Annotated in this window: 11 protein-coding genes; 1 reads left to right on the forward strand and 10 read right to left on the reverse strand. The window is 34.4% G+C overall.

Features of this window, described 5'->3' with window-relative positions:
* Window positions 1-280: 280 nt before the first annotated feature.
* A complete protein-coding gene (locus tag BUA53_RS12125; protein WP_072835654.1) occupies window positions 281-1,384 on the reverse strand; it encodes a DegT/DnrJ/EryC1/StrS family aminotransferase in 1,104 nt (367 codons plus the stop codon).
* Between the two features lie 21 nt (window positions 1,385-1,405).
* Window positions 1,406-1,882, reverse strand: a complete 477-nt coding sequence (locus BUA53_RS12130) for an acyltransferase (RefSeq protein WP_072835655.1) — start codon at window positions 1,880-1,882, stop codon at window positions 1,406-1,408.
* A 294-nt stretch (window positions 1,883-2,176) separates the two neighbouring features.
* On the opposite strand from BUA53_RS12130, the gene BUA53_RS12135 reads away from it, so the two are divergent.
* Window positions 2,177-3,661, forward strand: coding sequence for a hypothetical protein (locus tag BUA53_RS12135; protein ID WP_072835656.1), 1,485 nt, complete (start codon window positions 2,177-2,179; stop codon window positions 3,659-3,661).
* A 146-nt stretch (window positions 3,662-3,807) separates the two neighbouring features.
* On the opposite strand, the gene BUA53_RS12140 is transcribed toward BUA53_RS12135, so the two are convergent.
* The 8 genes from BUA53_RS12140 to BUA53_RS12175 all read right to left on the reverse strand — a co-directional run bounded on the left by BUA53_RS12140 (window position 3,808) and on the right by BUA53_RS12175 (window position 13,207).
* On the reverse strand, window positions 3,808-4,911 hold the full coding sequence (locus BUA53_RS12140) for a Gfo/Idh/MocA family protein (RefSeq protein WP_072835657.1): 1,104 nt from the start codon (window positions 4,909-4,911) through the stop codon (window positions 3,808-3,810).
* Window positions 4,912-4,913: 2 nt separating this feature from the next.
* The gene (locus BUA53_RS12145) at window positions 4,914-5,978 is read right to left on the reverse strand and encodes a sugar transferase (RefSeq protein ID WP_072835658.1); all 1,065 of its coding nucleotides are present in this window, start codon (window positions 5,976-5,978) and stop codon (window positions 4,914-4,916) included.
* Between the two features lie 177 nt (window positions 5,979-6,155).
* Entirely contained in the window at window positions 6,156-7,463 is a 1,308-nt protein-coding gene (locus BUA53_RS12150) for a nucleotide sugar dehydrogenase (protein ID WP_072835659.1), read from the reverse strand.
* A 19-nt stretch (window positions 7,464-7,482) separates the two neighbouring features.
* The gene (locus BUA53_RS12155; protein ID WP_072835660.1) at window positions 7,483-8,517 is read right to left on the reverse strand and encodes a DUF354 domain-containing protein; all 1,035 of its coding nucleotides are present in this window, start codon (window positions 8,515-8,517) and stop codon (window positions 7,483-7,485) included.
* 118 nt (window positions 8,518-8,635) lie between these two features.
* Window positions 8,636-9,577 carry a glycosyltransferase family 4 protein gene (locus tag BUA53_RS12160; protein WP_072835661.1) on the reverse strand — a complete coding sequence of 314 codons (942 nt, stop codon included), beginning with the start codon at window positions 9,575-9,577 and terminating at the stop codon, window positions 8,636-8,638.
* A gap of 126 nt (window positions 9,578-9,703) precedes the next feature.
* Complete coding sequence (locus BUA53_RS12165; RefSeq protein WP_072835662.1) at window positions 9,704-10,834, reverse strand: hypothetical protein; 1,131 nt, start codon at window positions 10,832-10,834, stop codon at window positions 9,704-9,706.
* Between the two features lie 66 nt (window positions 10,835-10,900).
* Window positions 10,901-12,019, reverse strand: coding sequence for a glycosyltransferase family 4 protein (locus tag BUA53_RS12170; RefSeq protein WP_072835663.1), 1,119 nt, complete (start codon window positions 12,017-12,019; stop codon window positions 10,901-10,903).
* Between the two features lie 75 nt (window positions 12,020-12,094).
* Entirely contained in the window at window positions 12,095-13,207 is a 1,113-nt protein-coding gene (locus BUA53_RS12175; RefSeq protein WP_072835664.1) for a glycosyltransferase family 4 protein, read from the reverse strand.
* Between the last annotated feature and the right edge of the window lie 29 nt (window positions 13,208-13,236).

Consider the following 13,236-nt stretch of genomic DNA (forward strand, 5'->3'; position numbering starts at 1 on the left):
TGCATAGGTCCACACCTTTGACTGCGGATTGTCACTAGTATTAAATACTATGGGCAATGAAGTCAGGTTGGTTACAGATGAAAAACCAGGTTGAGCAAATATTCTATATGCTGTTAGGATGGCGCATAGAAAAAAGAGTGAAATGTTTTTCATAACAAGTTTTTATTAACAGAGATTCTGAGAAGTGATATAATCGAATGCAGAGACAAAGCATTCTTATTTAAACGGTATTACTCTGTTTATATTCAGCAGATTAATGTAGCAAAAAACAGTTCCTTTCTTATTTATAAAAACTAAGTATTGATTCAGCTATATAACTAATTTGATCGTATTTGAGTTCGGGGTAAAGCGGTAATGAAAGTATTTGTTCCTTATAATGATAACTTACCGGGAAGTCCTTGCGTTTGTGTTGCAAATAACTATATGCTTCTAAAAATGGCAACGGACTGGGATAATGAATTGCTGTTTCTATACCTTTTTTACTGAGGTAATTTTGTAAGTCATTTCTTTTTTTTACGCGAATTACATATAAATGGAATGAATGTACCGAATTGTCGCGTACTAATGGTGTTATTACATGATCGTTATTTTGAAAGATCTGAGAGTAGCAGGCAGCATTTTCTATTCTCTTTGCTGTCCATTCTTCAATATGATCAAGTTTAACTGAAAGAATTGCTGCCTGCAATCCATCCAGTCTCGAATTAATTCCTTCCATCTTATGTTTGTGTTTGACAAGGGCTCCATGGCGGGCAAACATTTTGCACTTCAGTGCCAGTTCGTCATCATCAGTAATTAAACCACCGGCATCACCATATGCTCCCAGATTTTTACCAGGATAAAAACTAAATGAGCCGGCAATTCCAAATGTTCCAGCTTTCTTGTTTTTGTATTTTGAAAAATGAGATTGAGCACAATCTTCAATTACATGCAAATTATACTTGTCTGCTATTGATTTTATCTTTTCAATTTCACACATTTGTCCGTAAAGGTGAACAGGTATGATTGCCTTGGTTCTTGATGTAATTTTTTCTTCGATCCTGGTTTCATCAATTGTATAGTAATCAGGATCAATATCAACAAAAACAGGTTTGGCTCCGCATTGTGTAATCGTTTCAGAAGTAGATATCCAGCTATTGGCAACGGTTATTACTTCATCACCTGGTCCAATACCCAATGATTTCATAATTATATAAAGCGAATCTGTGCCATTAGCTGTAGATACAAAATGTTTGACTCCATATTTCCTGGCGAACTTTTCTTCAAATTCAATAATATATTTACCACCAATAAAAGCCGTTTCCTCAATTACATTACCTATTGCAGTGTCAATAGAGACCTTCAAATTCTTATACTGAGTTTTTAGATCTACAAAGGGTATTGTCATAATGCTTGTATTTATTTGTTCTTAGAAACTTGTATTAATAGTTCTTAGAAATTTGGCTGGATTGCCAACATAGATGCCTGGCTTTTCAATATTCCTTGTTACCACTGCTCCCGCGCCAATGATTACATGATCGCAAATGATAACTGGTAAAATTGTTGCATTACTGCCAATGGAAACATGGTTTCCGATATGGGTTTCTTTCCATAGCTCTTTATTTCCCCCTGCAGGGCCCCCTTTTTGGAACAGGTCATTTATAAACATAACACCATGGCCAATGAAGCAATTATTACCAATGGTGATTAATTCACATATGAAAGTATGTGATTGTATTTTACAATTATTTCCAATGGATACGTTTTTTTGTATTTCCACAAATGGACCGATAAAACAATTATTACCGATAGTACAACCGTAGAGGTTAACAGGTTGCACAATATTTACATCTTTACCTAATTGAACATTATTGATTGATACAATTGATAACGCTGGACTTTCCATGAACCAAGAGTTGTAATGATTGTATAAATAACGGAACGGATTTTTCCTTTAGTTGATTAAAATCTATATTTTGAAATAATATTTATCCTAAACTGTTAATGTGGAAGCAGTTAGCGAAATACACGAATATTTTCAAGGGATGCTTTAAGGGAAATGGCACAATAGTTGAAAAGAAATGTGAAATTTAAAAAGTTGAGTCTGGTTTAACTTACCAGTCTAAAAAAACTAAGTAACTATTAAAAAAGAACTTCTGTTATTTATTAATTCCTATTAAAAATCTTAAAAGCATTTCCAATGAAAAACCTAACTGGGGTATTTTACACACCTAGCATTATGTCTATTAGCCTGATTGTACTTATTACTTTATTTTCTTGCAGCAAAACGGATACGCTGAGATCTGGAGAATCCGGGATGTCGCAAGAAAGTTTGATGAGTGCAAGTGCTTCGAGCAAAGCAAATTTATCTTCTTTAACTTTCACAGGAACGAAACTTGCTTTCCCCGAGGCAACGGGTTTTGCTAAAGAGTCAAGAGGCGCCTATGCAAAATATGAACAAACGGGCAATACAGCCGACCTTCCGAAAGTTTTGTATGTCGATAATTTAAATAATTCAGGAACGGGTTCATTGAGAACAGCTTTAACAGCAACCTATCCTCGGATTGTGATTTTTAGGGTAGGGGGCACCATTGCTTTATCCTCCACTATATCTATTACATCTCCTTATATAACAATTGCTGGATATACCGCTCCAGGTGGTGGAATATGTATAAAAGGAGCAACCATTTGGGTTATGACTTCTGAGGTTATTATAAGAAATATAAGAGTTAGAAATGGGGTTTGGGCAGCTCCCGATCATGGAACAGACGGGATAAGTATATCGGCACAAGGAACGAAGATTAAAAATGTAATAATTGATCATTGTTCTGTTTCATGGGCCTCCGATGAACAAATTGGTATAAACGGAACTAAAGGAGGAATTGAAAATGTTACTGTTCAAAACTCCATCCTTGCAGAAGGCTTTTTAGGACATGCATTTGGCATACTTTGTAATGGTAAATTAGGCGATACTTATCACATAACGAATGTAAGCATTCATAGGAACCTCTTTGTCAGTACAGAAGGCAGAACTCCAAGATTTGGTGAATATGTTACCGGGACTGTCATAAATAATCTGGTGCATAACTGGGGATCAAAAGCAAGTGAATATGTTGACGGCACAAAAGGCGATATTCTCTACAATAAATTTAAACCTGGCAAAAACACTTCTTCCGGTGGATTGAAGAAAACCATTGAAATCATATGGGATGGCTCTACCCAAAAATCGGCTGTATATGTTGCCGGAAATGGTAGCGTACCTCCCTTACTGTATGGATATCCCTCAGGATCAACACTTGCTAACTCGTTAGCTAACAGTGCTTATTACAATAGTTCAATTTATGGATTTACACCTATATCAGATTTGTCTTCCCTTGAAAGCAATTTACTGCCAACAGTTGGAGCTTTCCCCAGAGATGCTGCAGATGCCAGATTTGTCAGTCAATATATAAATGGTACTGGCTCGATTCCCACTTCTGCAGGCACATATCCTACATTGAAAAGTGCTGTTTATCCAGCCAATAATTCCGGAATACATACAGCATGGTTAGTGAAAAAAGGTTATGCAGCTAGCGAAACTGCTGCAAGTGCATTAACCCAGTCTTATCTGATTAATCCAGCTAACGGAAAGAACGGCTATTCAATTTTGGAAGAGTTTATGAATGATGCAGCTTTGTATAATTGATTAGTGAGTGCTACACTGCCAGTGGCAATTCAAGAATGATTTCGTATTGTAAATGTGAATAGTGTATTAGGATAATTATTTTAATGCACTATTCATTTTTCATTTTAAAAAAATATTTCTACTTATCATAACAACCAGTAATAAAATTATGGCCTAACTATTTTGACACTTGGTGTTTCTTTTAGGATATCAATACCAGATTTACCGAAGATCATTTTATGGTTGCTATTTAACATGAATTCTTCCCTTTCAATGCTAGCATATATTTTTTCAATAAAGTCAACAGTTTTTATTGCTTCATTACCATCGACTGCAATTGTTCCATTGCGATCAATTACATCAAGTACATTTTCTATTATCTTATCATGATTTGACATAGATCCCTGGTAGTCTCCATAGTTATTGGCGGGGTTTCCCATGGGAATATCATCTATTTTATAAAAATCAATGTTTTGGTATTCCAATTCATTTAAATATTGCCCACCAACTTTAATTGTACCTTTTTCCCCAAATAATGTAATGCTTCCTTCCATATTTTTATTAAAGGAATTGATAGTAAAATTCATAGTTCCTATTACACCTGATTCGAAACTGGCAATTGCTGTTATAGTGTCATCAAATTCTATTGTTTCCCGATGATGAAAATTATTTGCATATGCTCTTACAGCTTTGGGTTTTCCAAGAACCCACAAGAACAAATCAATAAAGTGAGAGAATTGAGTATATAAAATTCCTCCATCCAAATCTACTGTGCCTTTCCAATCTGAATTATTGAAGTATTTTTTGTCCCTGTTCCAGAAACAATTCAGCTGCGCAGAATATATTTTACCCAACAGGTTTCTATCCAGGACTTCTTTTAATTTAATAATTGGTGGATTAAATCTGTTTTGTTTAACAACAAATAGATGCCTGTGAAATTTTTTTGCCACAGAAATCATTTTGTGACAATCAATTGTTTTAAGCGCCATAGGTTTTTCAACAACAACATGCTTTCCTGCCTGCAGGCATTTTATTGCATGTTCACAATGAAACCCATTTGGAGAACAAATATTGATCACATCCGATTCAAAGTCGTTCTCTAATAAGTCATTAATAACATAAAATTTCTTAACATTCGGAAAGTCATTCGCAAAGCTTTCTAATGCTGCTGGGTTATTGTCGCATACAGCAACAAGTTCCCCATTTTTAATAATATGCTCAGCATGCCTATGGGCGATTCTTCCAGCCCCAATTAAACTAAACTTTACCATGATTAAGCGCTTTTAATTTTGTTAGTAATTATATTGCTAAAGGCTTTAAATAGGTAGTTTATATCTGTAGAGAAGGGATGTTTTTCTTTATCTTCTAAATATATTTTTTCTGATTCTATGTATTGCTTTACTTCCTGTTTAAGCAAGGCTACATACGGGGGGACACATCCTGGTTTGTACTTTAGCCTCTTTTCTTTTAAATCCTGGGGGTATTCTGCCAAAAACCTTGTACTTAATGGACGTACGCCAACTAAACCCATTTCACCTTTTATTACATTTATAAGCTGAGGTAGTTCATCTAACCAATACCTGCGCATAAATCTTCCCCAGGAAGTAATTCTGAAATCATGGGCAGGCTTTCCAATTTCTGAATAGCCATTTAGCTTTAAAATATAGTCTTGCAAATATTCAGCATAGGGATGCATCGTTCTAAATTTATACACACCGATCACTTTCCCATTCTTTCCGATTCGTGGCATTTTATATAAAAGGCTATAGCTTGGTTTCATATCAAAGCTTGGCTCTTTTATTTTTTTTGTCACGATATAAGTTAACCCATTAATGTTTTGATGGTCTACGATTTCAAAACCGCAACATACTATTCGTCCCAGTGCTTCTGCCTTAGAAAGTAATCTTCCTTTTCCTTTTGTAATGGCAAAGTATATTTTTTTAAGTCCCTTTATTTTCGGGCAAGCTCTCAGGAATATAAATTCCAGGGCGAAATATATGTTTCGGATAACCGGAACTTTATTAATAAACATTTTCTGTCTCCTGACGGTAAATGTCTCTACGCAAGCAATGAATATGTCACCATTTTTTAATTTGGCATTTACCCCATCAAAAAACTTATTGATATATCTTATATCGTTGATCCTGCTAAGGTTAACTATTGCGTTTACTTTTGGACTGTTCAATATTTTAGAAATATTCGTTGTCGAGATAAGCAGCGTGTTATCTGATCTTAAATCAACAAATTTTGAGATGTAAGTGTATTCTTCACATCCCCTGGACTGTGCAATCTTTATATTTTGATACTGGGTATGCGCAGTTGAATTCTGATAATTCATGAAACCTCATTAATTTTTAATTAATAAAGCAGATTTCAGGTTGATCTTTTTCGTAAGCGTATGCTTCAGTCTTTTTATAACCTTGTTTTAATAGGAAAAGGACAATATATAATGGTATACAAATAAGAGCTGATTATATTTGAGATACGAACTACAAAAGGAGAAGTGGGATTTTGATTACCAGCAAATGCCTTCATAATTAGGCAATGTTTCCATTTTATTTATTCTCATTAGATCTATGACGGTATGTTTTTTCTCTAATAAATGGTAATATGCATCTGCGTCAAAATCTCTGTGGTTTATTACAACAACATCATTTGATTTTATTGTCATTTCCAGATCATCGCTAATTAGTTTAGACAGGTGGGGCAGGCGCTCATTTATAAATGACTTGTTGGCACCGATTAATTTAGACAGGTGAACATTTTCATCATAAATTGTCAACCGATAACCTTTTCCGATCAACGTTTCTGCTAAATCTACACTAGGACTATAGCGTAAATCGTCTGTACCTTCTTTAAAACTTAACCCAATAAAGCAAATATTCTTTTTTCCCGTTTTCGTAATTAGATCATAAGCAACTCTTTTTTGATGTTCATTGGAAGCCTCTATACAAGCCAATATTGGGGTGGATACATAATGGTCATGTGCTATGGTAGCAAAACCTTTTAAGTCTTTGGGGAGACAGGAGCCACCATAAGCAAATCCAGGTTTAAAATAGGCACAGGAAATGTTAAGCTTGTTGTCTTTACAAAACAAATCCATTACTTTATGAGAATCTATTGAGAGTGCCTTGCACACATTTCCTACTTCATTAGAAAAAGCAATTTTTAAAGCATGAAAGGAATTGTTTACATATTTAATTACTTCCGCCACTTCAATATCAGTAACTTCAATAGGGGCATCAAGGCAACTGTACAATGAAGCGACTTTTTCTATAGCTAAATCATTGTCTCCGCCAATAACTGTAATGGCTGGGTGGTAATAATCGCTAACCGCAGACCCTTCTCTTAAAAATTCCGGATTGGAAACCACAGAAAAGTCTTCTCCTCTTTTTTTATTGGAGCGTTGTTCTATTATTTTTCCGATCTTTTGATTGGTGCCGGGCAATACTGTACTCCTGATAACCACAGTATGAAAACTGTTTTTTAAATTAATACAATCCCCGATTTCTTCAGCAGTTTTGTATATATATGATAAGTCTAAATGTCCATGATGTGAAGAAGGCGTCCCTACGCAAATAATGCTTAGCTCTGAATTCAATACGGCTTTTTTAGCGCAAACTGTAGCAGAAATATTTCCTTTTTCATATTCTTCTTTTATGATTGTGTCAATGCCCATTTCTAAAATGGTGGCTTGGCCTTTATTGATTTGATCAACCTTAAATGGATTTACATCAACACCAATTACCTGGTGACCGTTTTTGGCTAGGCAACCCAAACTGACACATCCTACATAACCTAATCCGAAAATTGAAATTCTCATAGCATCATGTTTAAATGGCTCATTTACTTCTTTTATATTTTTTTATGCTTTCTTTCATAAATAGTACCATATCATCCCATCTTTCTAAAAGTTGATTTCGAACTTTTATCTGTTTTAATTCATCGAATTTTTCATCTATTGTTTGATTGATAACAGGTAAAGCTGTTTTTCCAGGTAAGTGTTTTAAAAAACCAATCTTTACTAGAATTTCATTGGCTTTCATTTTCCTTATTCCGCAGTATATACTTGGCACACCCAACATAGCGCCTTCTCTGGCCATGCTATCTCCCGAAGAGATTACTAATTTTGAGTAGAAGATTAGGGAATGGATGTTTTCTACCGGTTCATCCAATATAAGCCAATGACTTGGAAATTGTTCAGCAAGACATTTATCTTCCAGTGATAAAACTACTTTACAACTAGTTGATATTTCTTTTGAAAAATTGCAAATGATGGCATTTGCCTGGTTAAAATAATTGAACGATTTATTACTGACTTCTCTTACAAAAAGATATTCATAAGGAATTAGTCCGTACTTAAGAGGAATATTTATATCAGGGTTAAATCTCTTTGGACTTAAATAGCTCCATTCTTTTAAGCAATTGAAAATTGATATCTTGCTATTGGCTTTAACAATAGGCGGGAAAAATAGTTGATCTGAAAACCTGGCATTTAGCTGGTTGATTCTCCTTCTTTCCGGATCATCGGAAAATTGTATTATAGGAGTTCCTGAAAATTTGCAGGCGAAGGCTAAAGGAATACTACTTACAGCTAAGCATAAATTGTACTTATTTTTCCTGATGAGATTAAAGAAAGCAAGGCTTCGTTTTATATTTCCATTCCAAAGTATAGACCATCTGCTACCATTGCTGCTTCCTACCGGAATGGTATTAAATCCCGTATATTCAGATTGTATTATTTTCGCCAGCCTGCCTCTTTTTAAATAGCAAATGGTTATGTCCCAGTCTTCCTGCATTAACTCCTTTGAAAGACCTTTAAAAAGATTTAATTGTGCAGGGTGCTTAATATCGATCAGAATTTTTTTTCCTGGCATACCATAAAGTTTTATTGCCTATCAAAAAGGCTTGTATGGCTTTGGTATTGATACCCATATTAGTAATTAGTCTACCGATGCTAGGTGTCAACGATTTGAAGTTGTTTAAACAAGGAATCTAACATTCATTTAAAACCTCGCTGTAGACGCCAAAAATCTTTTTAGAGATGATGTTGTTATCAAACTTCTCAATTACAGGAAATCTATTTTGAATTCTTGCATTAGCTTGAGAAAGGAATTTAAGGCAGCGGACATACTCAGTTACAGTTTTTTGGATTATATAGCAATTATCAACTCCTGAGCAAATTAATCTTACTTCTCCCACATCATTGGAAATAACAGGGAGTGAGTTTAATATGGCCTCTTTTATAACCTGGGGACTTCCTTCAGTAAAACTGCACATAAGCATGACATCAGCAGCCTGCATAATATTTGTCACCTCGTTGCGGGTAAAACCTTTCATTTCTATAAACCTGACCTTCCTTTTAGTAACATTTGAAAATGCTTCTATTACTTTAAATGCAAATTGAGGGTCTTTTACTTTTCTATGAAAACCTGCTGAAAAAAGAATTACAAAATCGTTCTTTTCCCATCCTTTTTCAATCCTCGTATTTTCCCTCGAATCTAATTTTATATTCGTCTCTATTCCGCAAGGAATTATCGAGTATTTCTTTTTAAAGTATTTCAACATTTTTTCTGACACTAAAATATTGTGCGAAGAAAACTGCGCTGCAAATAATGAATACTTCCGTTCCTTTGGTATATTGATATCACTTCCATGAAAAGTAATGATAATTTTAAGTTTTTTGAAAAACAGGTATTTATATAAAACTGCTACTAACGCCGATAGTCCACAGTGCACATGTATCAAGTCGACTCTATTTTTCCTGGTAAAATCAAACAATTTGATTACAGCTTTCAGGTAGCTACTAACCCCTCCGTGAGCTACCAAAAAATGACTGATTTCAACATTGTAATTTCTAACCAGTGCATCGGCCTGCTCTTTTACATAGGGATATGGGTAACCTGTGTTGGACCTGCTGACAAATACAATCTTCATTTCAGAAAAAATTTGTTTGCCTGTTATTTGTAAACTCTTTGATATAAAATTATTCAGGCTAACATCTCAGCGGTAAAAAAATAAATATGGAAGTGGCAAAATATCTGCTTTTAGATTTATTGGACCTTAATAGTAATTTACCCTTGATCCTGAAGATTCTTCAAGAAAGGCTAATACACGGGCATCAATTTCAAGGAATGACATTTTATATTCATGAATTGCTCTCTGCACAATAGGAATGTAGTTTGTTATATTGCCTAACACACAATCTATGGTTTCTGTCAGATTATTGCCATCCCAATCTACAGGGATATATGTTTTATAATTTTTATAGACATCTGGCCATGTTTCGATATGATCCATGTTGGGCTTAATAAGTACGCTATTGTTTATAATAGCCTCAAAATCTCTAAAGCAAATTTCACCCCATCCAAAAGGGCTTAATACTGCTGCAACATTTTTTATTTCCCTATTATAAGCCCGGGGACTAATGCTTCCCATAATCACTTTTTCATGCTGTTTGCATCTTTGTAAAAAGGTTTTTCTTTGGTAGTCAATTGTGTTTGGCAAAGAATTATTTCCAAAACGGGCATGAATTTTTATTAACCTATTATCATAATTTGTAGGCTGGTCCATTAACCTGATCATTTTATTATAGCTATGAACATACCATGGCTTTAAAAATCTGGAAAGCCCGTGTCTGGTTATTTCTCTTGCAAGGCGTATCAGGTTTAAATGAGGAACAGGGTATATTCCGCAACCTAAATTCCATGAAACTCTTAGTTTATTTAATACCGATGGATCGCTTGGAATATCCCTTATTTTTACCTTATCATCATTGATACCATAATTTTGATTATAATAGTTTGTAAACAATTGGTTGCCGTACATTGGTTTTAAATAGTTACATCTTTCTTTCAATAATTTTCCTTTGTAATATAAATCCACAAGATCCATGTATTCAAAATGAAGGCTGTCACTTCCTGCTCCATCATCCAGCATTATAACCCTGTCAAAGCGTTTTTTAAAGTCTTTAATTAGTTCTCTTTTTTTTTCGTCCTCGCCTATAAAACATCTATTTCCTTTAAAAACCCGAACCAGGATAGCGCATTTTCCTTCTGCATGCATGGCTTCTTTTGAATCCTTATTCAAAAAATTGATATGATTGCTGAATTTGGAAACTAACAAAGGAAACAATGTATAAAGAGATTCGATTTTAGAGTTTGAATGAACTACATATATATCGTTTTTTGGCATAAACCCAGTTAGCAAGATTATTCAAAACATATATTGGCCTGTTCAAAAAAATTGCTTTTTATCCTATCAGTTTAATGCATCTTCATAAACCCTTTCAAAAGCTTTACCCATACTTTCCAGGGAAAAAGACTCTTCAACTATTCTTTTACTTAATTTTCCAAATGCTTCATATTTTTCCCGGTTGTTAATCAGGCCAATGATCAAATCGGAGATTTCTTCTTCGGTTTGATTTATAATCAAGTAGCCGTTTTCGTTATTTCTTATAATTTCTTTTGTGCCCCCAGCTGCGGTAGCTATAACAGGCTTGGAGAGACTCATATATTCAATGATAGAATTGGAAATGCCTTCGCCATTTACAGAGAATAAAACACCAATTGTGCATGCATTTACAAGAGCTTCCACGTCATCAATTCTTTCCCGGATAAGAATTCTGGGATTTTGTGCGCTTAGCCGCAGCATTCTCTTATATTCAGCATCACTTTTTTCATATCCTCCTGCTCCTATAAATGTTATATCGTTTCTTAGTTTTGTAACATGATTTGCTACTCTTAAAAAAAGGTCATAGTCTTTATATGGTGTAAATGATGCTGCCATTAGTACAGCAAAAGGAGTATGTATATTATACTTAGCCTTTACTTGTTCAACATCTGGTAAATTGTTGAACCTATTCATATTAATACCATTATAAATCACCTTACTTTTATTTGCCGGTGGATTAAAGCTTTCCATACCGGCTTTGGAGTTGGAAAGGACAATCCTGGAAAAATAAAAATTAAGCTTGTCTATTAAATTTAAACGAAACCATTTTGGTCTTTTCGTTGGAGCTCCTGTAATTTGGCTATTAACCAGGGGTATTTTTTGCCAGACTACTGTCGGTAGAGTATAAAACGACTGCATGCGTCCCCAGGTATGAATGAGGTGAGGCTTAAAATGTTTGCAAACCTTGTAAAATTGAAAAAATACTGTAGGATCTTTTTTCTTCCATTTCTTTTTTAGGACCAGGTAAGGTATGTCTAATGTATAAAAACTCTGGTATTGAATTTCGTCCTTTGTTAATACTACTAAAAACTCAAAATCTGTTTTCTTTTTAAAATAAGTTAATAACTCTATTAACCTTCTTTCTTTTCCTCCGGAGCGCAAACTACCAATAAAAATTAGTACACGGATTTTAGTGTTTTTATGCATGGTTTAATAAATTTATCAGATCTTATTAAAAGCAACATATAATGAATGTCCTGCTGCAATTCAATAGTTTAACTGCTAATTCTTACTGAAAAAATTTATTAGTCTTTCTGACAAAATTCGGTAATCGTGTTGCTGAGCAACATAATCAAAAGCGTTGCATGACATTGCTTTATATGCTTCCGAGGTTAAGTGAAAATATTTTTTTTGCAGGTCCAAAGCGTCCTTGTAGACTATGCCAAGGTTATATTTTGTAATAATTGAATCAGGGTTCACGTTCTGACTTGATAGAATAGGTGTTCTGACTGACATAGCTTCGAGAAACGTATTGCTAAAACCTTCGTAATGCGAGGTATTTAATAAGAATTTTGCTTTTGATAAAAAAGGTAAGACCTGATCCCTGTGCAAAAATCCTATAAATTTTACATTGGGTAGTTGTTTAAGCTTATCCAGATAATACTGCGTTTCCTTGTCACAATTACCCAACTCTTGACCTGCAATTTGAAATTGCTCTTCTTTCAGCAAATAGGCGATCTCGTATAATTGTTGAATATTTTTCTGATATTGATAAAGGCCCAGCCAGGCTATATATTTCCTTGCCGAATCATCACTTGAATTAAAATCATTTTTCAGGAAGATTGGGTTAGGGATCTTAATGGCTACTTTCCCCGGAAATTCTTTTTTAATGATGCTTAACTGGTAATCATTTTGGCATAGAATACAATAAGTTGAGTTAATTCCCATCCTTTGAAAAAACCGGTGCATGATGGAATAATTCCTGTAAAAGCGGTTATCTAATAAATAATCATTAGAGATCCGCAAGATGTATTTAATATTTAATTGTCGGCAAATTAAACCTAGTAAAAATGAGGTCCACCCTGGAATCCCCTGGTAAAGGTAATCTGGGTGCGTGTGCTTTATTTTTTTGTAGATATATGGAAAACGATAATAGATCCATCTCAACCATCTGATGCCTTTTTGTTGGTCATACAATGGCACGAGATTAATATCATTGCATTCTTCCTTTAAAGGGCCATTATGTTTTATATTTGTCATTACATAAATATCCTGGCCTGCTTCTGAAAGACCTTTTATCCATCCGTAAGCTTGAACTGCTGCACCTCCGGAAGGTTTCTCCTCCTGTAACAGTAAGTTTATAATTTTATCGTCGTAAAATAAGAATCTTGCCATTGTTAAGAAAATTAGTAGCTTGTTTGTAA

The sequence above is a fragment of the Flavisolibacter ginsengisoli DSM 18119 genome (assembly GCF_900129295.1).
Lineage (GTDB): Bacteria > Bacteroidota > Bacteroidia > Chitinophagales > Chitinophagaceae > Flavisolibacter > Flavisolibacter ginsengisoli.

Bases quoted from the DNA above. Each gene is read 5' to 3' on its own strand.
- BUA53_RS12175 (WP_072835664.1), bottom strand. From the start codon at position 13,207: ATGGCAAGATTCTTATTTTACGACGATAAAATTATAAACTTACTGTTA.
- BUA53_RS12135 (WP_072835656.1), top strand. From the start codon at position 2,177: ATGAAAAACCTAACTGGGGTATTTTACACACCTAGCATTATGTCTATT.
- BUA53_RS12160 (WP_072835661.1), bottom strand. From the start codon at position 9,577: ATGAAGATTGTATTTGTCAGCAGGTCCAACACAGGTTACCCATATCCC.
- BUA53_RS12165 (WP_072835662.1), bottom strand. From the start codon at position 10,834: ATGCCAAAAAACGATATATATGTAGTTCATTCAAACTCTAAAATCGAA.
- BUA53_RS12125 (WP_072835654.1), bottom strand. From the start codon at position 1,384: ATGACAATACCCTTTGTAGATCTAAAAACTCAGTATAAGAATTTGAAG.
- BUA53_RS12145 (WP_072835658.1), bottom strand. From the start codon at position 5,978: ATGAATTATCAGAATTCAACTGCGCATACCCAGTATCAAAATATAAAG.
- BUA53_RS12155 (WP_072835660.1), bottom strand. From the start codon at position 8,517: ATGCCAGGAAAAAAAATTCTGATCGATATTAAGCACCCTGCACAATTA.
- BUA53_RS12140 (WP_072835657.1), bottom strand. From the start codon at position 4,911: ATGGTAAAGTTTAGTTTAATTGGGGCTGGAAGAATCGCCCATAGGCAT.
- BUA53_RS12130 (WP_072835655.1), bottom strand. From the start codon at position 1,882: ATGGAAAGTCCAGCGTTATCAATTGTATCAATCAATAATGTTCAATTA.
- BUA53_RS12150 (WP_072835659.1), bottom strand. From the start codon at position 7,463: ATGAGAATTTCAATTTTCGGATTAGGTTATGTAGGATGTGTCAGTTTG.
- BUA53_RS12170 (WP_072835663.1), bottom strand. From the start codon at position 12,019: ATGCATAAAAACACTAAAATCCGTGTACTAATTTTTATTGGTAGTTTG.